The organism is Sulfitobacter sp. 1A15299, from assembly GCF_043556915.1.
Classification (GTDB): domain Bacteria; phylum Pseudomonadota; class Alphaproteobacteria; order Rhodobacterales; family Rhodobacteraceae; genus Sulfitobacter.
In genome coordinates this window covers 32490-53963 of sequence record NZ_JBIFFJ010000008.1, presented here as the reverse complement: position 1 = coordinate 53963, position 21474 = coordinate 32490, and the positions used below count along the sequence as shown (strand labels likewise).

Sequence of the window (21474 nt, the reverse complement as noted above, 5' to 3'; positions counted from 1 at the left end):
CACATAATATGGCGGTTGATGCAGCGATGCATCACAACATCGGTGAGGTATGCGGGTGGCAACCCGGTCACGCAGGTTCAAGCTCGAGCGGTTGGGGCGTCTCAGGCGGGTCAAACGGCTGCGCAATTGGTCCACCTTCGGGCTGGTGGTGCTGGGGCCGGTGTTGGCGCTGGCGACCTATTTGGCACTCGGGCCGTTAGGGCAGGGGGCGGATACGCTCAACCTGCGGCTCATTCTCTTGACCGATCTGGTTTATGTGCTGCTGGTGGCGGCGCTGGTGCTTATCCAAGTCGGGCGGCTGATCTCGGCGCGGCGCGCCAAATCGGCAGGCTCGCGGTTGCACCTGCGGTTGACGGGGGTCTTTGCGCTGATGGCGCTGATCCCCACGGTCACGGTGGCGATTTTTGCAGGGCTGACGGTGAATGTCGGGCTCGAAGGCTGGTTCTCTGACCGGGTGAGCGGCGTGGTCGGCTCATCCCTCGCGGCGGCAGAGGCCTATGAGGCCGAGCAGCGCGAAGCGCTGATCTTGGACGCGCAGACCCTTGCCCGCAGCATCGACAACGCCCGCGCGCAGGGCATCAACCTGAGCGACAGCGAGCTTTTGGGCGAGGGCCAGCGGCAAATCCAACGGGGGCTGCGCGAGGCCTTTCTGATCGACAGCACCGCGCAGATCCGGGCGCGGGGGGATCGGTCCTATCTCTTTGATTTCGAAGCCCCCACCGAGGCGCAGCTTGAAGCTGCCAGCGACGAGGGGCTTTTGGTCATCGAGGACTGGCCCAACAACGAATTTCGCGCACTGGTGCCGATGGACGCCTATGTTGATCGTTTCCTCTATGTCTCCCGCGCAGTGGATGGCGAGATTCTGGCGCTGCTGGACGAAACCAAAGAGACGGTGCGCCTCTACCAACAGCTTGAATCCGAACGCGGGCGGCTGCTGTTCGAATTCGCCCTTGTCTATCTGGGCTTTGCGGTGATCCTAATTCTGGCCGCCGTCTGGCTGGGCCTATGGTTCGCCGAGCGTCTTTCCGGGCCGGTCGGGCGGCTCACGGGGGCCGCGCAGCAGGTGGGCGCAGGCGATTTGAACGTGCAGGTCCGCGAGGAAGAGGGCGATGACGAGATCGCCATGCTGGGCCGTTACTTCAACCAAATGACCCGGCAGTTGAAGGGCCAGCGCGAGACGCTGTTGGAGAATACTGATCAGATCGAGCGTCGCCGCCGCCTGTTTGATTCCGTGCTAAGCTCGGTGACTTCGGGCGTGGTGGGGCTCGACCCCGAGGGGCGCGTGACCTTCGTCAACCGCTCGGCCATGCGGCTGTTGGATTGGTCGGAAGATCAGCAAAGCCTGCCGCTGACCCTTGCCGTTCCGGAGTTCGGGCCGCTGTTCGAGACGGTCAAGGCTGCCTCGGACGAGGTCGCGCAGGCCGAGGTCAAGGTCTCGCGCCAAGGGGCGATGGAGAACCTCTTGGTCCGCATGGCGACCCGGCGGTCCAAGGACGGCGATCTAGAGGGATATGTGGTGGCCTTTGACGATGTGACCGATCTGGTCTCGGCGCAGCGCATGGCCGCATGGGGTGATGTCGCACGGCGCATCGCGCATGAGATCAAGAACCCGCTGACGCCCATCCAGCTAAGCGCCGAACGCATCCGCCGCAAGTTCGGCCCCAAGATGGCCGAGGGCGATGACGACGCGCTGGAGCAGATGACCGGTGTGATCATTCGCCAGACGGGCGATCTGCGGCGCATCGTCGACGAATTCTCGAAATTCGCGCGGATGCCCGAGCCGGAAACCAGCCGTCAGGACATCCGCCAGTTGCTGCGCGACGCGGTATTGCTTCAGCAAAGCCGGCAGGAAGAGGTGGCGATCAAGCTCGACCTGCCCGCAGAGCCGGTCATGGCCAATATTGACGGCACGATGATTTCGCAGGCGCTGACCAATCTGATCAAGAACGCAGGCGAAGCCATTGAAAGCCTGAAGAAAGAAGGCCCGCCCGCAGGGCATGCGCCGCAGATCCGCGTGACGCTGATGCCCGAGAATCGGCTTTTGCGGCTGACCATCGCCGACAATGGCATTGGCCTGCCCGAAGACCGCGCGCGGCTCTTCGAGCCCTATGTGACCACGCGCAGCGAAGGCACGGGGCTGGGCCTGCCGATCGTCAAAAAGATTATCGAGGAACACGGCGGCAGCCTGACGCTCGAAACCGCGCCTGCATTCGACGGGCAAGACCATCACGGTGCCATGGCAGTCATTTCGCTGCCATTGGCCATCGACGCAACGACAGACCAAGGGGATAAGGCAGATGAGTGACATTCTGATTGTAGACGACGAACGCGACATCCGTGAGTTGATCTCGGATATCCTTGAGGATGAGGGTTTCGCCACGCGATTGGCCAGCAATTCGGATGAGACGATGGCCGAGATCAATACCGAGGCACCGGCCCTGATCATCCTTGATATCTGGCTGAAAGACAGCCGCATGGACGGGATCGACATTCTCAAAACGGTCAAGCGCGACAACCCGGATGTGCCGGTGGTGATTATCTCGGGCCATGGCAATATCGAAATTGCCGTGGCGGCGATCAAACAGGGCGCTTACGACTTCATCGAAAAGCCGTTCAACATTGACCAGTTGCTGGTGGTGATCCGTCGCGCCATGGAAACCTCGCGCCTGCGCCGGGAAAACCAGAACCTCAAGCGCCGCGATGTGGCGACCTCCGAGATGATCGGCACCTCGGCGCCCTATCGGGCGCTGCTGGGCCAGCTTGACAAGGTGACCAAATCCAATGGCCGCGTGTTGCTGACCGGCCCCGCCGGATCGGGCAAGGAGGTGGCCGCCCGCTATATTCACGCCCATTCCGCCCGCGCCTCGGCGCCCTTCGTCACCGTCAACTGCGCCGGGGTGGCGCCCGACCGGATGGAAGAGGTGCTTTTTGGCCGTGAGACCCCCGACCGGGGGGTCGAGCCGGGGTTGCTGGAGCAAGCCCACGGCGGGGTGATCTATTTCGATGAGGTCGCCGACATGCCGCTTGGCACCCAGTCCAAGATCCTGCGGGTCTTGGTCGATCAACAATTCACCCGCGTTGGCGGGACGGATAAGGTCCGGGTCGATCTGCGGGTGATCTCTTCGACGAACCGCGACCTGGATCAGGCGATCAAGGCCGATACTTTCCGGCAGGAACTCTATCACCGTCTGAACGTCGTGCCGATCGCCGTGCCCTCGCTTGAAGAGCGCCGCGAGGATATCCCGCTGCTGGCCGAACATTTCATCGCCGAATTCAACGCCTCGCAAGGTTTGCCGCAGCGCGCGTTGACCGAAGATGCCGTGGCGCTGATGCAAACGATGGTCTGGCCGGGCAATGTGCGCCAGCTCAAGAACCTTGTCGAACGGGTGCTGATCCTCGGCGATGGCACCGGCCCGATCGAAGCGCGGGAACTGCCGGGCGAGGAAGAGAACGGCGGCGATGAGGGGCGCGTGGTGCTCTCAGGCGCCTTGGCGACGCTGCCGCTGCGCGAAGCGCGCGAGGCGTTTGAGCGGGAGTATCTTCTGACCCAGATCAACCGTTTCGGCGGCAACATCAGCCGCACCGCGAATTTTGTGGGGATGGAGCGCAGCGCCCTGCACCGCAAGCTGAAATCGCTCGGCGTCGTGACTTCGGCCAAAGCGGGCGTGCGCGTGGCCCATGTGGACGAGGAAGTCGAAGCGGCGGGCTAAGCGCCGCCGGTCGCGCGCGGGGGGCTGTGCCCCGCGCGTCCGCGTCACCCTTGGGTGACGATCTGGAACGACCCGTCGTTGTTGCGGATCACGCAGGACTTGGGGTTGAGCGTGGGCAGGGTGGTCGTTGCCCGCGTCGGTGCCGCACGGGCCACATTGCCGGGGCAAGCGGGGATCGACACGGGCGCAAAGCCCTGGTCGGCCATACATTGCGCCTCGACCCGGTTGCGCAGGTCTTCGTTCGGGTCAAAGGTCACCAATTCCCCCGGCACGTAAAAACCGCCCCGCGTGGTGCAATTGTTATCGGCATCGCAGAGGCGGCGCGCGGGCACGTAGCGCGGCGGCTCGCGGCGGATTTGTGTTGAGATCGGCACGTCGCGCAGGGCCTGAACCTCGCAAGCGGTGGTGGCGCGGTTGACCTGCGCGACACTCGCGCCCGGTTTGTAATAGGTGTTGAGCGGCGCACAGGCCGCCGCGGCCAAGCCGACAAAGGTCAGGGCGACAGCAGCGCGGGAGGGGCGAGGGAATATCGGTTTCATGGCCCCATCATGCCGCCGTTGCGGGGTAAAGACAATTGATTTGACCCTTGCCAACCCATCTGTCATGCCCTCTAACCGACCTAAGACAACCCTCACACGATCTTTGCTCAGGGTAAGGAAGCCTTCATGAAAATCATCATTTGCGGCGCAGGGCAGGTGGGTTGGCAGATTGCCCGTCACCTCAGCGGAGAGCGCAACGATGTGACCGTGGTCGACAGCAATGCCGAATTGATCCGCCGCGCCACCGATACGCTGGATGTTCAGGGCATCGCCGGATTTGCGAGCTACCCTGATGTGCTGGACCGGGCGGGCGCGCGCGACGCCGAGATGATCATCGCCGCGACCCATTCCGATGAGGTCAATATGGTGACCTGTCAGGTGGCGCATTCGGTCTTTGGCATCAACCGCAAGATCGCGCGGCTGCGCAGCCAATCCTATCTCGATGCGATCTACTCTGACCTCTACCGCCGCGATCACATGCCGATCGACGTGGTGATCTCGCCCGAGAAGGAGGTCGCGACCGCAGCGCTTCAGCGGCTCAGTGCGCCCGCCGCTTTCGACACCGAGATTTTCATGGACGGGCAGGCGCAGCTGTTGGGCATCTCGATCGACAGCGATTGCCCGGTGGTGAATACGCCGCTGCGGCAGCTGACCGATCTCTTCTCGACCCTGCGCGCCGTGGTCGTGGGCGTGCGCCGCGACGGCACGCTGTTTGCGCCCGAGGCGAAGGACCAGCTTTTCGTCGGGGATGATTGCTATGTTTTCTCGCATCGCGACGACATCGCCCGCACGATGGAGATTTTCGGCAAGCAAACCACCAAGCAAGAGCGTGTCGTGCTGGTGGGCGGGGGCAATGTCGGGCTGACCGTGGCGCAGCATTTGGAAAGCGGGCCTCTGCGCGTGCGCACCAAGATGATCGAGAAGAACCGCAAATGCGCCGAACGCGCCGCCGAAGGGTTGGAGCGGACCATCGTGCTCAATGGCGACGGGCTGGATGCGGCCCTGCTGGCCGAGGCTGGCATCAGCCGCGCCGATGCGATGCTGGCGGTGACCGATGATGACAAGACCAACATGCTGTCTTGCGTCCGCGCCAAGGCCGAGGGCTGCCCCTATGTCATCGCGCTGATCAATGACCCGACGCTGGTGCCGCTGATGACCCACCTCGGCATCGACGCCTATATCAACCCGCGCGCCACCACCGTGAGTTCGATCCTGCGCCATATCCGTCATGGCCGGGTGCGGGCGGTCTATTCCATCGGTGATGCCGAAGCCGAGGTGATCGAGGCCGAAGTGCTCTCGACCTCGCCCCTCGCCGGTAAGAAAGTGTCGGAAATCGACTTCCCCGAGGGCGTTTTGATCGGCATGCTGCGTAAGGAAGGCAAGGTCATTCGCCCCCTGGGCAGCACGCGGATCGACGAGGGCGATGTGGTCGCCCTCTTTGCTCTGGCCGAGGACGTGCCCCGGGTCGAACAGCTTTTGCAGGTCTCGATCGACTTTTTCTAACCGCAGGAGCGCCTTTGTGACGCAACCGACCCGCATAGGCCCGACCGGCATCCGCCGAGAGATCGTGCAGCTGCCGTTGTTCTTGCAGTTGTTCGGTGTCTCCGCCCTGTCGATGATCCTGCCGTCGATACACGGGTTGGTGATGAACGATCATTTGGCCAGCCGCGCCTTTCTCTATGCGGGGCTTCTGGGGCTTGTGGCCTTTACGCTCATCGCCATCGCCCATGCCGGGCGCAAACCCTTGGACGGGGCGCTTGGGCCGCTTTTGTCGCTGCTCTCGGCCTTTGTGCTGCTGCCGGTCTTCTTTGCGGTACCTTTTCTTGAAGCACTGCCGACGACGCGTTTCGTGAATGTCTATTTCGAGATGGTCAGCGCCCTGACCACCACCGGGGCCACCATGTTCAACCCCGAACGGCTGAGCGACACGCTGCACCTGTGGCGTGCGCAGGTTGGCTGGATGGGCGGGCTGCTCATGTGGGTCACGGCCTCGGCCATTCTGGCCCCGCTGCATTTGGGCGGATTCGAGGTCACGGCGCAGGCCGAGCCGGGGCGGCCTGATGACCGGATCAACACGCGCATGGGCCGGATCACCCCACGCCAGCGGCTGCCGCGCACGACACAGGCGCTGCTGCCGATCTACTTCGGGCTGACGCTCCTGCTGTGGCTCTTGCTGGTCATCGGGGGAGAGACGGCCTTGGTGGCGCTTTGTCACGCGATGTCGGTCATGGCGACGTCGGGCATTTCGCCCATCGGTGGCGTGGCCGAGGCGCAGGTCGGGGTGACGGGCGAGGCGGTGATGATGCTCTTCATGCTTTTCGCCCTGTCGCGGCTAACCTTTTCCAAGGATACCGTCACGGCGACCCAAGGCGGGCTGATGACCGACCCTGAGTTTCGCATCGGTATTCTGGTGGTGATCGGCGTGCCGCTGCTGCTGTTCGCGCGCCATTGGATCGGCGCTTTTGAGGTTGAGGTCGAGGTTGACGGCACCCGCGCCTTACACGCGCTTTGGGGCGGGCTGTTCACGGTGCTGTCCTTCCTGTCGACCACCGGTTTCGTCTCCGAACATTGGGCCGAGGCGCAGAATTGGTCGGGGCTGCGCACGCCGGGGCTGGTGCTTATGGGGCTTGCGCTGATCGGCGGCGGGGTGGCCACCACGGCGGGCGGGGTGAAACTGCTGCGGGTCTTCGCCCTGTATCAGAACGGGGTGCGTGAGATGGACCGGCTGGTCTATCCCAACTCCGTCAGCGGGGCGGGGGCGGCCGGGCGGCGTTTGCAAAGCAACGGGGCTTTCATCGCTTGGATCTTTTTCATGCTCTTTGCCATGTCACTGGCTGGGGTGACTCTGTTGCTGACCCTGACAGGCGCGTCCTTCGATGCGGCGGTGGTCATGTCTGTGGCCACGCTCTCCACCACCGGGCCGCTGATCGAACATGCCGCCGACAAGCCCATTCACCTAATCGAGCTGGGTTTGGCGGCCAAAGTCATCCTTAGCGGTGCTATGGTGCTGGGGCGACTGGAAACCTTGGCGATTATTGCGCTGATGACCCCGAATTTGTGGCGCGCTTGACACGTTTAGCGCTAGAACCACTCTAGTCCTCTGATATTGGGGCTGGAAACTCACGCTTTCGCACTCCATACTTGAGGCAATGGGGGGGTCCGGTACGCGGACGCCAGCAAGAACAAAAGGCGAGACTACCATGGCGTCAGACAGACAGAACCTTCAGGATGCGTTCCTCAACCACGTGCGCAAGACCAAAGTACCGGTGACAATTTTCCTGATCAATGGCGTCAAATTGCAGGGCGTCATTACATGGTTTGACAACTTCTGCGTTCTGCTGCGCCGCGACGGTCAATCGCAACTTGTGTACAAACACGCGATTTCGACCATCATGCCAAGCCAGCCGATCAGCCTATATGAGGGCGAAGACGCTTCTTGAGCCGTCCAGCATTTCAGATCGACAACAGCGACGGGCCCCGCGTGACGCGCGCTTGGGTGCTGCATCCTGATATCAAGTCCGACAACGACCGGCGCGCGCCTGAGCCCGCGCTGGCCGAAGCTGTGGCATTGGCCGAGGCGCTGCCCGAGTTGCAGGTCGTCGGCTCCGAGATCGTGCCCCTGCGCACGGTGCATGCGGGTATGCTTTTCGGCAAGGGCAAGATCGAAGAGCTTGAACAGCGCATGAAGGGGGCTGAGGTCGACCTCGTGCTGGTCGATGGCCCTGTGACCCCGGTGCAGCAGCGCAATCTTGAGAAGGCTTGGGGGGTCAAACTGCTCGACCGGACCGGGCTGATTCTGGAAATTTTCAGCGATCGTGCGGCGACCCGCGAGGGGGTGCTTCAGGTTGAGATGGCCGCGCTGAACTACCAGCGCACGCGGCTTGTCCGGGCATGGACCCACCTTGAGCGGCAGCGGGGCGGTTTGGGCTTTGTCGGCGGGCCGGGTGAGACCCAGATCGAGGCCGACCGCCGTGCCATCGACGACCAATTGGTGCGCCTGCGCCGCCAGTTGGAAAAGGTCGTGAAAACCCGCGCCCTGCACCGCGCCGCGCGGGCCAAGGTGCCGTTCCCGATCGTGGCACTTGTGGGCTATACCAACGCCGGGAAATCCACGCTTTTCAACCGTTTGACCGGGGCCGAGGTCATGGCCAAAGACATGCTCTTTGCCACGCTCGACCCGACCATGCGCAGCCTCGTGCTGCCCGATGGGCCTGAGATCATCCTCAGCGACACGGTGGGTTTCATCAGCGATCTGCCCACGGAACTCGTCGCCGCCTTCCGCGCCACGCTGGAAGAGGTTTTGGCCGCCGATATCATCTGCCACGTGCGCGATGTCTCTCATGCCGAGACCGAGGAGCAGGCCCAGAACGTGCGCGATATTCTCGCCTCTCTCGGTGTGCCGAAAGAGACCCGCAGTTTCGAGGTTTGGAACAAGCTCGACCTGCTGCCCGAAGACCGGGCCGAGGCCATGCGCGCCCGTGCTGCGCGCAACGGTGACGTGCTGGCGATCTCGGCCATCACCGGCGAAGGGCTTGAGACGCTGCAAGAAACCATTGCCGAGGCGCTGCAAGGTGCCGTGCGCGAGGCTATGTTGACCCTTGGTTTCGCCGACGGCAAGAAACGCGCCTGGCTGTTTGCGCAGGACGTGGTCGAGGGCGAGCGCCAGACCGATGACGGGTTCGAGATCACCGTGCGCTGGTCCGCGCGGCAGGAGGCTGAATTCCAGCAAATTTGACGGGTCCGCCATGGGCGGTGAAATTTTGCCGCCCCCGGCATCGAATTCCGCGCTGCGCGCCGCATATGGTCCTATGACCAGAAACGGAGCGCGCCACATGACCCTCGTTATCCTTTACCTCTCAACCGTCGTCATCTTCCTCGGGCTGGACTATCTCGGGCTGACCTATCTCATCAAACCTGCGTTCGAGCGTGATATCGGCGACTGGCTGTTGGATGAATTCCGCATCGCCCCGGCGCTGATCTTCTATGCCTTCTTCGTGGCCGTGGTGCTGTGGTTCGTGTCTTGGCCCGCGATGGTGCAGGATCATTCGCTGCTGTGGGTTTTTGGCAATGCGCTGCTGATCGGGGCGATGGGCTATGGCACCTATGAGTTCACCAATCTGGCGACGCTTAAGGATTGGACATGGCCCATGGTCGCGCGCGACTTCACTTGGGGATCGGTCCTGACCGGGACGGCGGCGACGGCGGGTGTGGCGATCACCCGCGCCTTCACCTAACGGCCCATTTCGGTCGACCAGCGCCAAGCGCCGGGTTGCAGCCCGGCGAGTGTCCAATCGCCCACGCTTTCGCGGATCAGCCGCAGCGTGGGCAAGCCGACATGAGCCGTCATGCGCCGCACTTGCCGGTTGCGCCCCTCGCGGATGGTGATGCGCAGCCAAGCGTCGGGCACCGTCTTGCGAAAACGCACCGGCGGGTCGCGGGGCCAAAGCGGATCGGGCGCGTCGATCTGCTCCACTTGGGCAGGCTTCGTAAGACCGTCCTTCAGTTCGACACCTTTGCGCAGCGCGTCGAGCGCTGCGGCATCCGGCGTGCCTTCGACCTGCACCAGATAGCTTTTGGGCCGTTTGTATTTCGGATGTGCGATACGGGCCTGAAGTGGGCCGTGGTCGGTCAGCACCAAAAGCCCTTCGCTGTCGCGGTCAAGCCGCCCCGCGGGATAAAACCCCTTTTCATCGACATAGGCCGAGAGGGTGGGCCGCGTGCTGCCTTCGGTGCCCTTGTCGGTGAATTGCGACAGCACGCCGTAGGGTTTGTTCAGCAGGATCACGCGGGCGGTCATTGGGCAGGCTCCAATCGGGTCACGCCCACGGCGGCGGCGCGGGCCAGTTCGGCGTCCAGCGACATCGGAATATACTCGCCCCGCCGCCAAAGCTGCGCCAGATCATCGTAATGCCGCGACAGGAAATGCCCCGATTGCCCGGTGGAGGTGACAAAGACCGAACTGTCGGGATCGGCGAAATCGTAAACGCCGCGATAGCCTGCGCCATGCACATTATAAAACGGGTCTTTGCCGGTGCCGCGTGTCAACCCGCGTTGCAGGGTATTGTCCCCGCCCGAGGTCGACTGGCGGATGTTCACGAAGTAGCGCAAAAGCGGCACTTCGCCCAGCACGGGGTGGTCATGGGTCGCCTGATGCGCATCACCCCAGCGGAGCGATTCAAGCTGTGTGCCCCATGTCTCTTTGATCCAGAGCAGCGCATCGTCGAGCGCCAGCCGGGCCATGTCGTGGCAGGTCTCGACCGGTGCGGATTGGCGCACGTCACACCATTTCGCAGCGCCCTGCACATCGCGAAAGGCGCGTTCGATAAAGAGCGGCTGGATATGGGTGAATTCCTCGGCCAGCGGTCCAAGTTCGTCTCGGATCAGCCGGTCCTGTAACGCGCGGATCCACGCGGCATAGATCAGCGGCTCGGGCAGGTGTTCGTTCATCTCACCCGACCAACCGGCGAGCAGGTCGAGCGCGCGCTGGCGCTGGCGCTCGGGCGTGCCGTCTGGGGCGGCTTCTCCGGTGAACCACAGCTCGGCGCCGATGAGCGGCAGCAGCGACCGGGCCGTGGGGCTGACGGTATCGAGCTGCGCTTCGATGAAACTGTCGCGGGTGTGGACCTCGCGGTTCTGCATCAGCCGCTGCCAGCGTTGCACCCGCTGCGTGTCGCCCCAGACAAAGGAGACGTGGTTAGGGAAGGGGCGGTCGACGGTCTTGTTGTTGGTATTGCCGAGGATGCCGCCCGCGGGGGCGACGAACTCGGGGTTCGCGGTATAGGGCAGCATCCCGTCCCAACGGTTGGCGGCGATCCAACCGGGACTGGGCATGCGCCCTTCGCTTTGGTGATTGGCATCGCGGCGCGGCATGGCGCCGATGGTCTTCATCGCGATGGTGTCGCGGTCGACCAGCGTGAGGTTTTGGGCGGGCGCCACATAGTCCGTCGCGGCATTGATCGCCTGCTGCACCGATTTCGCGCGCATCACCTTCATCGCGGCGGCCAGCGAGGTGTCTTCTTCGGTCAGGAGGGTCGCGGCGACTGAGGCGACATGCCCCGGCGGGGTGATGCTGCCAAGGTTGTAATGGCTGCCGGGCAGCACCGGGCCATTGTCGGTCCAGCGCAGGGTGACGGTGATCGGATCGGCATCGGCGATATTGATGATGGAAGAGCGTTTGCGGAATTTCTTGAACCCGTCGGGGGTGCGGTATTCCTCGGCATTATCGGGGTTCAACTCTTCGATATAGACGTCTTGATCGTCGACATAGGCGGTGGTCAGCCCCCAGCCCAGATCGGCGCTGCGGCCGGTGAGCACCACGGGCATGCCCGGGATGGTGCCACCGATCACGCCGCCGGTCTCAAGCTCCAACCGGGCGAGATACCAGATCGCGGGCGCGGTGAAGCCCAAATGCGGGTCATTGGCCAAAAGCGTGCCCCCCGCGGCAGAGCGCGAGGGCGCGGCGGCCCAAGCGTTGGAGGCCCCGGCAAAGGCCTGCCGTTTGAAGGGCGACACCGGGTGGCTGTCTGCCGGCGCTGCGGCGGCGTGGCGGCGGGCGACCTCGGGAAAGAGGGCCGCATATTCGGGCAGGGCGGCGACCCCGCTGCCCGGCGCTTCGGGCAGGATGTCGCGCAGACGGTCTTGGTCGCTTAACTCAAGAGACACCCGTGCGCGCAGCACCTCGGCCTCCAGATGGCCCGACATTTGCAGGCCCATAAGCTTGGTCACCGCCAGTGAATCCGCGGGCCGCCACGGGGCCATGGGCGCGTTGAACAGCCACATCTCGGGCGCACCGCGGCCCAAGGCTTCGGTGTTGATCTGATCCAGCCGCGCATTGATCCCGGCGGAATAGGCTTCAAGCGCCGCTTCGGTTTCGGGGTCGAGCTTATCCGCCGCCGCCACGGCAAGGCGGTAGATGTCATAGCGCCGCATCAGCTTGTCGGTGGTGATGGTGGCGGTGCCGAAGACCTCGGACAGCCGCCCCTGCGCGGTGCGCCGCAGGGTGATCAATTGCCAGAGCCGGTCTTGGGCATGGGCGAAACCGAGGCCGAAAAAGACATCCTCATCGCTCTGCCCGAAGATATGCGGCACATTGGCGTTGTCGCGCACGATCTCGACCGGGGCGCTGACGCCTGCGACCTCGACCGTATCGTCATAGTCGGGCAGGGACCGCGCGGCGAACCAATAGACCAGCAGCAAAACCACGACGCTCAGCGTGACGAGAAACACCGCCAATCGGATAAGCCAGCGAAACATCAATGCCATCGGGGGATCCTCGACTGGCGCGCAGATTGACCGGAGCGCGCAGGGTGGTAGGTGTAATGACAGGGAATAACGCAACTGAATGATAAGGAAAAGCACATGGCAAAGCTCGCGTTTTTGGGACTGGGGGTCATGGGGGCTCCGATGGCGGGGCATCTGCAAAAGGCGGGCCACGATGTGACCGTCTACAACCGCACCGAAGCCAAGGCCGACGACTGGGTGAAAACCTATGGCGGCGCCATGGCCAAGACCCCGCGTGCGGCGGCAAAGGATGCGGATTTTGTGATCGCCTGCGTGGGCAATGACGACGATCTGCGCTCGGTCTGTTTGGGAGAAGACGGGGCCTTTGGCGGCATGACGGCAGGGGCGATCTTTGTCGATCACACCACCGTTTCGGCGGCTGTGACGCGCGAACTTTATGCCGCCGCAGATGACGCGCAGGTGAGCTTTGTGGACGCCCCGATCTCGGGCGGTCAGGCGGGGGCGGAGAACGGCCAATTGTCGATCATGTGCGGCGGCGACGAAGGCGCTTTCGACCGGGCACTGCCGATCATGGAGGTCTACGCGAAAATCTGCCGCCGCATTGGTGAGAGCGGCGCGGGCCAGATGACCAAGATGTGCAACCAGATCGCCATCGCGGGGCTGGTGCAGGGCCTGTCAGAGGCGCTGCATTTCGCTGAGAAGGCCGGTCTTGATGGCCGCGCGGTGGTCGAGGTGATCAGCCAAGGCGCGGCAGGCTCATGGCAGATGGCGAACCGCTATGAGACCATGCTCGACGACAAGTTCGATCACGGCTTCGCGGTGGATTGGATGCGCAAGGATCTGGGCATCTGTCTCGATGCGGCGGACGAGACGGGAGCGAGCCTGCCGGTGACTGCGCTGGTCGATCAGTTCTATAAGGACGTGCAGAAGATGGGCGGCGCGCGTTGGGATACGTCGAGCCTGTTTAAACGGTTGCAGAACCTCGGGTGACGCGCGACGGGCCGTTTTGGCCTTTGCCCCAAACAAAAACGCCCGGCTTAACGCCGGGCGTTTGCTTTTCGCGGGCATGGGCGTCCCTTAGGGAATGATCCGCGTGTATTTCGTGCCTTCTAGCGTCGCGCCGATGCGCAGGCCCGCGCGGCCAAAAACGGCGGCCAGAACCGGGGCCATGACGGTGGTGGTATCCGCGCTGACGCTGTCGCCCTTGTCCGAAATCACATATTCCAGACCGGCGCCCGCCGCCCAACCGGGCGAGCTGCGGAATTCGCGCAGGGCGGGTTCGGTCATGAAGAACAGCACATGCGCATATTGCTGCGCGCCGATCTGCAAACCGCCCGAGGCTTTGGTCACCGAATAATAGTCCACCGTCACGTCGTTGACGCGCAGCGCGCCGCGCCCGTAGGCACCGCCAAAGCCGAGGCCCGCTTCGGTCACCAGCGGCATGACCAACATGCCATTGGCCTTTTGCGCCAATTGGCGGGTGTTAGGATAGCCGCGGTACATCTCGGCCAGTGTCGCATCCACGCGCGCGTCGATCATCGCGCTGCCGCGTCCGCCCACGCCATTGCCGCAGGCCGCGGTCGCGCCAAGCGCCGTAAGGGCGCCCAATGTCACGAAGCGCCGGTTATATGTCTGTTTGGTCATCTTTTCTGCCTGTATATTCAAGATCGGTTGCCTGCTGCCGGTTTTCCCGACTTGCCCGCGAGATTACGCATAATCACGCGGTTTGTCATGTTCATTGGCCCCTGTGCGCAGATTTACGCCCTTAGGTCACGCGCTTTTGTGCAAAAGCCGGGCGACATCGGGGGCGAAATAGGTCAGCACGCCGTCGCAGCCTGCGCGTTTAAAGGCCAGAAGGCTCTCCATCATCGCGCGTTCGCCGTCGATCCAGCCTTGGTCCGCTGCGCCCTTGATCATGCTGTATTCACCCGAGACCTGATAGGCAAAGGTCGGCGCGCCGAAGGCGTCTTTTACCCGGCGGCAGATATCAAGGTAGGGCATCCCCGGCTTCACCATGACCATATCCGCCCCTTCCGAGAGGTCGCGCGCCACCAGCCGCAGCGCCTCGTCACTATTGGCCGGATCCATCTGATAGGTCTTCTTATCGCCGCTCAGCGCCGAAGAGGCACCGACCGCGTCGCGGAACGGGCCATAAAAAGCACTGGCGTATTTGGCGGCGTAGCTCAGGATCATCACGTCCTGATGTCCGGCCTCTTCGAGACCGGCGCGGATCGCGCCGATGCGCCCGTCCATCATATCCGACGGGCCGATGATATCCCCCCCCGCTTCGGCCTGTGCCAGCGCCATCTTGACCAGCGCCTCGACCGTGCGGTCGTTCACGATGATGCCGTCTTCGACGAAACCGTCATGGCCGTTGATGTTATAGGTATCGAGCGCCACATCGGTCATCACCACCATGTCCGGCACCGCCGCTTTAATCGCGGCGATGGCGCGGTTGGTGGCGTTCTGCGGATCCCATGCGCGGGCGCAATCCTCGGTCCGGTCCTCGGGCCCGGTATAGGGAAAGACGCAGACCGTGCCGATGCCGAAATCCGCCGCCGCGCGCACCGCCGGGACCAGCATGTCGACCGACCGGCGCATGACACCGGGCATCGAGGGGATCGGCTCTTCCACGCCTTCGCCTTCGCGCACGAAAACCGGCCAGATCAGATCGCCCAATTGCAGGTCATTCTCGCGCACCAGCGCGCGGATACCGGCATTGGCACGGGTGCGGCGCAGGCGTGTGGCGGGGAAGGGGGCGTGGACGGGTTGCATCAATTATACCTCAGAATGGCTCGGCAAGGGCTTGCCATGTATTTTTGAACGCCTCAACCCTATGAATTGTCGCGCCGGACCGCTAAGAGAACCGAACTCAATATTCGGACGAGCACGCCTTGGACTGGTATCAAACCCTTTTCGAAATGATCGACATGCGCTCTTTCTCGAACCTTTGGTTCTGGATCGCGCTGGCTGTGATGTGGTCGACGGCAAGTCACTGGGTGCTGGGCGTGCCCTTCGACATGGTCCTGCGCGCCCGGCGCTATGGCGGAGAGGCCGAGGCCGATCTGGAAGACATCGTGCGGATCAACGTGAACCGGATGCTCTATATCTCGCAGGTCTCGGGGCTGTGGCTCTTGGGGCTGGGGTTCTTCGCGTTGACCTCTCTGGTGCTCCTGGGCTTCGTCTATGGCATCGAATTCGCGCAAGCCCTGCTGCTCTTGGGTTTTCCGATGTCGCTTGTAGGGCTTTTGAGCCTGTCGACGGCGCGTCTCATTCGCATCGAAGGTTCAACCGGCGAGGTGTTGCGGCGGCGCTTGATGCGGCACCGGCTTTACACCCAGATCATCGGCATGATCTCGATCTTCGTGACCGCGCTTTGGGGAATGTATCAAAATCTAAGCATCGGCCCGCTGGCGGGTTGACAGCCCCCCTCCGAGGGCCAATTGAGACCCGATGAACGATCCGCGCAATATCACCCTCTCCGGCGTTCCCGAAGGCTATGATGCCCGCGCCATCCTCGATGAAATCGCCAAGGGCGGCCAGCCGGTGGTCCATGTGGCGCGCGATGACAAACGCATGGCGGCGATGCAAGCCGCCTTGCGGTTCTACGCCCCCGACATGCCGGTCGTCACCTTCCCGGGGTGGGACTGCCTGCCCTATGACCGGGTGTCGCCCAATGCCGATATCTCCGCCCGGCGGATGGCGACGCTGGCGGCGCTGGTGCATGGGATGCCCGATCAGTTCGTCCTGCTGACGACCTTGAACGCGGCCAGCCAACGCATCCCCGCCCGCGACACCCTGCGCGATGCGGCCTTTGCCGCCCGCGTCGGCAGCCGGATCGACGAAAAGGCGCTGCGCGCGTTTCTGGTGCGCATGGGCTTTGTGCAAAGCCCCACGGTGATGGAGCCGGGCGATTACGCGGTGCGCGGCGGCATCATCGACATCTACCCGCCCGGCGATCTTGGCCCGGTGCGGCTCGACCTTTTCGGCGATGTGCTGGATGGCGCGCGGCGGTTTGATCCGGCGACGCAGCGGACCACAGAAAAGCTCGATCTGGTGGAACTTGCCCCGGTGAGCGAGGTCATTCTCGACGAGGCGGCGATCACCCGCTTTCGGCAGAACTACCGCATCGAGTTCGGCGCCGCAGGCACCGACGATCCGCTTTACGAGGCGATCAGCGCGGGCCGCAAACATCAGGGCGCGGAGCATTGGCTCGCGTTTTTCCACGACGATCTGGAAACGCTTTTCGACTATCTGCCCAAGGCGACGGTCACATTAGACGATCAACTGACCCCGATGCGGATTGCGCGGTGGGAAACAATCGCCGACCAATATGAGACCCGCAAACTGGCGATGAAGACGCGCTCGAAAATGGACAGCGTGTACAAACCCGCCCCACCTGAGGGGCTGTACCTGACCGATGACGCCTGGACCCAAGCGCTGCTGGACCACCGCGTCATCCAGTTCAACCCGCTGCCGCAGCCCACGGGGCCGGGCGTGCTGGACGCGGGCGCGCGGCTCGGGCGCAATTTCGCCCCTGAGCGTCAGCAGGAATCCATCAGCCTTTTCGGTGCTTTGGCCGCACATATTAAAGCAAAGCTTGAAGTTGGGCCGGTGCTGATCGCCAGCTACTCCGAAGGCGCGCGGGAGCGCCTGACTGGGCTGATCGAAGACGAGGGTCTGGCCGAAGCGATCCCGGTGATGGATGCCACCCGCATCGGCAAGCGGGGCTTGCATCTGGCGGTCTGGGCGCTGGAGCATGGGTTCGAGGCGCCGGGGATGACGGTGATCTCAGAACAGGACGTGCTGGGCGACCGGCTCATCCGCGCGCCGAAACGCAAGCGTCGGGCCGAGAACTTCCTGACCGAGGCCCAAAGCCTCAGCCCCGGCGATCTGGTGGTTCATGTCGACCACGGCATCGGGCGCTATCACGGGCTTGAGGTCGTCACCGCCGCAGGGGCTGCGCATGAATGTCTCGTGCTGGAATATGCTGAACAGTCAAAGCTTTACCTGCCGGTGGAGAATATCGAACTGCTGTCGCGCTACGGGCACGAGGAAGGGCTTTTGGACAAGCTCGGCGGTGGCGCGTGGCAGTCGAAAAAGGCCAAGTTGAAAGAGCGCATTCGCGAGATGGCGGATAAGCTCATCCGGATCGCCGCCGAACGCAGCCTGCGAAAAGCGCCGGTGCTCGACCCGCCGCCGGGCATGTGGGATGCCTTCTCGGCCCGGTTCCCTTACACGGAGACGGACGACCAGCTTCGCGCCATCGGCGATGTGATCGACGATTTGACCAGCGGCAATCCGATGGACCGTCTGGTCTGCGGCGATGTGGGGTTCGGCAAAACCGAGGTAGCGATGCGCGCGGCCTTCGTCGCGGCCATGTCGGGCGTGCAGGTGGCGGTGATCGCGCCGACGACCCTGCTGGCGCGGCAGCACTACAAGAGCTTTGCCGAACGCTTTCGCGGCTTCCCGATCAACGTGCGCCAACTCAGCCGCTTCGTCTCGGCCAAGGAGGCGGCGGCAACGCGCGACGGCATGGCCAAGGGCACGGTCGATATCGTCATCGGCACCCATGCGCTGCTGGCCAAGGGCATTCGTTTCAACGACCTTGGCCTTTTGATTATCGATGAAGAACAACACTTTGGCGTCACCCATAAGGAGCGGTTGAAGGCGCTGCGCACGGATATCCACGTGCTGACCCTCACCGCCACGCCGATCCCGCGCACCTTGCAACTGTCGCTCACCGGCGTGCGCGACCTGTCGATCATCGGCACGCCGCCTGTCGACCGCCTCTCGATCCGCACCTATGTCAGCGAGTTCGACGCGGTGACCATCCGCGAGGCGCTTTTGCGCGAGCATTACCGCGGCGGGCAGAGCTTCTACGTGGTGCCGCGCGTCAGCGACCTGCGCGAGATCGAGGAGTTCCTGAAGGCGCAACTGCCCGAGCTTTCTTACGTCATCGCTCACGGCCAGATGGCGCCGGGTGAGCTCGACGACCGGATGAACGCCTTTTACGACGGCAAGTTCGACATTCTGTTGGCCACGACAATCGTCGAATCCGGTCTCGACATTCCCACGGCCAATACGATGATCGTGCACCGCGCCGACATGTTCGGTCTAGCGCAGCTTTATCAGATCCGGGGCCGTGTGGGCCGGTCGAAGACCCGCGCCTATGCCTATCTCACGACCAAGCCGCGCGCCAAGCTGACCGACACGGCGCAGAAGCGCCTGCGGGTGCTGGGCAGCCTCGACACGCTCGGCGCGGGCTTCACGCTGGCGTCCCAAGATCTCGACATTCGCGGGGCGGGCAACCTGCTGGGCGAAGAACAGTCCGGCCAGATGCGCGACGTGGGTTTCGAACTTTATCAGTCCATGCTGGAAGAGGCGATTGCCAAGATCAAGGCGGGCGAGCTTGAAGGGCTGTCCGAGGCCGATGAGCAATGGGCGCCGCAGATCAACCTTGGCGTGCCGGTGCTGATCCCGGATGACTATGTGCCGGACCTCGACGTGCGCCTCGGCCTCTACCGTCGCCTCAGCGAGCTGTCGACCAAGGTCGAGTTGGAAGGCTTCGCCGCCGAGCTGATCGACCGTTTCGGCAAGCTGCCGAAAGAGGTCAACACTTTGATGCTGGTGGTGCGGATCAAGGCAATGTGCAAACGCGCCGGGATCGCCAAGCTCGACGGGGGGCCGAAAGGCGCGACGATCCAGTTCCACAACGACAAATTCGCCTCGCCCGAAGGGTTGGTGAAGTTCATTCAGGACCAGCGCGGGCTGGCCAAGGTCAAGGACAACAAGATTGTCGTGCGGCGCGATTGGAAGACGGATGCCGATAAGATCAAGGGCGCCTTTGCCATTGCTCGTGACTTGGCCGAACATGTGATCGCCAAGGAAAAGACCGCGAAAAAGGCGAAGGCAAAGGGCTAAGCCCTTCGAAAGGCGGCGGTTATTCCGCGGCCGCCGGCTGCCGGTTTTCCACTCGACCCATGTAGAGCATCAGCGCATAGGCCGCGATTGCCATCAGCAGCATGGCCAGCGCCAGCGGCTTGGTGGTGCCGTCGAACATCAACCCCACAGGGGAGGCGATGAGCGCCGCCAGCACGGTGGAAATCGCCCCCACGACCGAGGCTGCCATGCCCGCGATATGGCCCATCGGCTCCATCGCGATGGCGTTGAGGTTGCCCAAAGTCAGCCCCGCTTGGAAGAACAGGCAAGTCTGGAAGAACACGAAAGCGGCGAAGCCGTAAGGGTCGGGCAGGGCGCCGAGGTTGAGAAAATACATGGCCCCCGACAGCAGGATTTGCACGCCCAAAGCGATGGTCACCAGCCGCCGCATACCGTAGCGGACCACCAAAAGCGCGTTGATCAGGCTGGCGCTGGCCGCCACCACGGCGATGCCGCCGAACCACAACGGGAAGCTTTCGCCCCGGCCATAGACGGTGTCATAGATCGGCTGCACCAGCATCAGCATCGAAAAGAGCATCGCCATGGCAAGCGACTGCACAAGGATCGACAGGCGCACCGTGGGATGGCCGACCAACTCGCGCACCGCGCCAATGATCAGCCGTGCGCGGAGCGGGCGGCGGTCTTCGGGGGCGAGGGTTTCGGGCAGGCGCAGGGCCATCCAGATGACCGAAATGAGCGAAAAGGCAATGAAGGCGACAAAAATCGCCCGCCAGCCCGCCGTCAGAATGATCCCCGCGCCCAGCATCGGGGCCAAGGCGGGCACCAGCGCGAAAACCATCATCACCACCGACATGATCCGCGCCATCTCGCGCCCCGCATAGAGGTCACGGATGATCGCCACGGCCACCACACGCGGGCCAGAGGCGCCGAGCCCTTGGAAGACGCGCGCCACCAGCATGACTTCGAGAGAGTTGCTCATCCAAGCGACGAAGGCCGAAAGGCAATAAAGCGCGGCCCCGCCGAAGACCACGTTGCGGCGGCCGAATGCATCCGACAGCGCGCCGCTAAAGAAAGTGCCCAGCCCCATGCCAAGCACAAAGGCCGTCAGGATCAGCGGGGCGCGGTGGGCGATCTCGGGCGACAGTTCCGCCGCAATCTCGGGCAGGGCGGGCAGCATCGCGTCGATGGAAAAGGCGATGGTGGCGATCATCATCGCGATAAGGCCGACGAATTCGATCCGCCCCATAGAGAATTTTGGATTTTCGGTGGTCACGAAGGCGCACTCCGGCGATTGTCCCGAACGGCGGATCCGTTTGGGCAGGATTCAGGGAATAACTTGTGGTTGCGCTCTCGATAGTCGAGAACGCTTAACTTGGCAATGATTGCCGCCCTGTTTAGTCCTGCCGATTGGTCAGATCGGCAATGACCTGCGCCCATAGCTCGGGCGGCTGCGCGCCGGGCACGGCATGGGTGTTGGCCACGATGAAGGTCGGCACCGAATTCACCCCCATCTTGCGGCTGTGCGCGTCGCGGTCGCGGATGTCCTGCGCATCGACATCGGATTTCAGCAGGCGGGTGACCACGGCGGCGTCCATCTCGATACTGTCGGCGATATCGGCCAGCACCTCGTGGTCACCGATGTCGCGGGCCTCGACGAAATAGGCTTTGAAAAGGGCAGAGACGGCGGCGGTCTGGCGGCCTTCGACCCCGGCCCAATGGATCAGGCGGTGCGCATCCAGCGTGTTGGGCGTGCGCTGCATGGCCTCGAAGTTGATCTTCAGCCCGGCCTTTTCGGCATGTTCCACAACCGGTGCATAGGCGCGCACGGCCCCCTCTTTGCCGCCGAACTTAGCCTCAAGATAGGCGCGGCGGTCCATGCCTTCGCGCGGCATCTCGGGGTTTAGCTGGAACGGGTGCCATTCGATGGCAAAGGGGTGGTCGGGGTGGTCTTGCAACGCGCGGTCTAGATGCGCCTTGCCGATGTAGCACCACGGGCAGATCGGGTCGGACATGATATCGAGTTTGATCGCTTCGGCCATGCTGCGCCCCATCTATTGCTGCGCAATGGGCATAGCGGGCCG

At 63.3% G+C, this 21474-nt stretch carries 17 protein-coding genes; 10 read left to right on the top strand and 7 right to left on the bottom strand.

The genetic code is table 11. From position 1 onward, the window contains the following. The first annotated feature begins 49 nt into the window (after window positions 1-49). Together ACGYK7_RS10760 and ACGYK7_RS10755 are read left to right on the top strand one after the other, a co-directional pair. Window positions 50-2305, top strand: a complete 2256-nt coding sequence (locus ACGYK7_RS10760; RefSeq protein ID WP_394402045.1) for an ATP-binding protein — start codon at window positions 50-52, stop codon at window positions 2303-2305. Further along, window positions 2298-3710, top strand: coding sequence for a sigma-54-dependent transcriptional regulator (locus ACGYK7_RS10755; RefSeq protein ID WP_394402042.1), 1413 nt, complete (start codon window positions 2298-2300; stop codon window positions 3708-3710). Before ACGYK7_RS10760 ends, ACGYK7_RS10755 begins: the two co-directional genes overlap by 8 nt. Window positions 3711-3754: 44 nt before the next feature. Here ACGYK7_RS10755 and ACGYK7_RS10750 read toward each other — a convergent pair whose 3' ends face one another. Continuing rightward, the gene (locus ACGYK7_RS10750) at window positions 3755-4249 is read right to left on the bottom strand and encodes a hypothetical protein (protein ID WP_394402039.1); all 495 of its coding nucleotides are present in this window, start codon (window positions 4247-4249) and stop codon (window positions 3755-3757) included. A gap of 126 nt (window positions 4250-4375) precedes the next feature. On the opposite strand from ACGYK7_RS10750, the gene trkA reads away from it, so the two are divergent. The 5 genes from trkA to ACGYK7_RS10725 all read left to right on the top strand — a co-directional run bounded on the left by trkA (window position 4376) and on the right by ACGYK7_RS10725 (window position 9483). Next, entirely contained in the window at window positions 4376-5752 is a 1377-nt protein-coding gene (gene trkA / locus ACGYK7_RS10745; protein ID WP_394402037.1) for a Trk system potassium transporter TrkA, read from the top strand. Between the two features lie 16 nt (window positions 5753-5768). Further along, window positions 5769-7319, top strand: coding sequence for a TrkH family potassium uptake protein (locus ACGYK7_RS10740; protein ID WP_394402035.1), 1551 nt, complete (start codon window positions 5769-5771; stop codon window positions 7317-7319). A 130-nt stretch (window positions 7320-7449) separates the two neighbouring features. Beyond that, the gene (hfq, locus tag ACGYK7_RS10735) at window positions 7450-7689 is read left to right on the top strand and encodes an RNA chaperone Hfq (protein WP_007119530.1); all 240 of its coding nucleotides are present in this window, start codon (window positions 7450-7452) and stop codon (window positions 7687-7689) included. Next, complete coding sequence (gene hflX, locus ACGYK7_RS10730; protein ID WP_394402033.1) at window positions 7686-8984, top strand: GTPase HflX; 1299 nt, start codon at window positions 7686-7688, stop codon at window positions 8982-8984. The genes hfq and hflX overlap by 4 nt, the downstream gene beginning before the upstream one ends. 97 nt (window positions 8985-9081) lie before the next feature. Then, window positions 9082-9483: a DUF2177 family protein gene (locus tag ACGYK7_RS10725; protein ID WP_394402031.1), complete on the top strand. Its 402-nt coding sequence runs from the start codon at window positions 9082-9084 to the stop codon at window positions 9481-9483. On the opposite strand, the gene ACGYK7_RS10720 is transcribed toward ACGYK7_RS10725, so the two are convergent. Further along, a complete protein-coding gene (locus tag ACGYK7_RS10720; RefSeq protein WP_394402028.1) occupies window positions 9480-10046 on the bottom strand; it encodes a pseudouridine synthase in 567 nt (188 codons plus the stop codon). The genes ACGYK7_RS10725 and ACGYK7_RS10720 overlap by 4 nt on opposite strands. Continuing rightward, window positions 10043-12511 (bottom strand): penicillin acylase family protein, encoded by a 2469-nt coding sequence (locus tag ACGYK7_RS10715; protein WP_394402025.1) that lies wholly within the window; start codon window positions 12509-12511, stop codon window positions 10043-10045. Before ACGYK7_RS10715 ends, ACGYK7_RS10720 begins: the two co-directional genes overlap by 4 nt. Before the next feature lie 96 nt (window positions 12512-12607). Between ACGYK7_RS10715 and ACGYK7_RS10710 the strand changes: the two genes are divergently transcribed. Continuing rightward, the gene (locus tag ACGYK7_RS10710; RefSeq protein ID WP_394402022.1) at window positions 12608-13480 is read left to right on the top strand and encodes an NAD(P)-dependent oxidoreductase; all 873 of its coding nucleotides are present in this window, start codon (window positions 12608-12610) and stop codon (window positions 13478-13480) included. Window positions 13481-13567: 87 nt separating this feature from the next. On the opposite strand, the gene ACGYK7_RS10705 is transcribed toward ACGYK7_RS10710, so the two are convergent. Together ACGYK7_RS10705 and hemB are read right to left on the bottom strand one after the other, a co-directional pair. After that, on the bottom strand, window positions 13568-14134 hold the full coding sequence (locus tag ACGYK7_RS10705; protein WP_394402020.1) for a YSC84-related protein: 567 nt from the start codon (window positions 14132-14134) through the stop codon (window positions 13568-13570). 126 nt (window positions 14135-14260) lie between these two features. Continuing rightward, window positions 14261-15265 (bottom strand): porphobilinogen synthase, encoded by a 1005-nt coding sequence (hemB, locus tag ACGYK7_RS10700; protein WP_394402018.1) that lies wholly within the window; start codon window positions 15263-15265, stop codon window positions 14261-14263. A gap of 119 nt (window positions 15266-15384) precedes the next feature. On the opposite strand from hemB, the gene ACGYK7_RS10695 reads away from it, so the two are divergent. After that, window positions 15385-15912 (top strand): component of SufBCD complex, encoded by a 528-nt coding sequence (locus tag ACGYK7_RS10695; protein ID WP_394402016.1) that lies wholly within the window; start codon window positions 15385-15387, stop codon window positions 15910-15912. 31 nt (window positions 15913-15943) lie between these two features. Then, window positions 15944-19414: a transcription-repair coupling factor gene (gene mfd / locus ACGYK7_RS10690; protein WP_394402014.1), complete on the top strand. Its 3471-nt coding sequence runs from the start codon at window positions 15944-15946 to the stop codon at window positions 19412-19414. A gap of 19 nt (window positions 19415-19433) precedes the next feature. Here mfd and ACGYK7_RS10685 read toward each other — a convergent pair whose 3' ends face one another. Together ACGYK7_RS10685 and ACGYK7_RS10680 are read right to left on the bottom strand one after the other, a co-directional pair. After that, window positions 19434-20639: a multidrug effflux MFS transporter gene (locus tag ACGYK7_RS10685; RefSeq protein WP_394402177.1), complete on the bottom strand. Its 1206-nt coding sequence runs from the start codon at window positions 20637-20639 to the stop codon at window positions 19434-19436. Window positions 20640-20787: 148 nt separating this feature from the next. After that, entirely contained in the window at window positions 20788-21432 is a 645-nt protein-coding gene (locus ACGYK7_RS10680) for a DsbA family oxidoreductase (protein WP_394402011.1), read from the bottom strand. Window positions 21433-21474 lie beyond the last annotated feature (42 nt).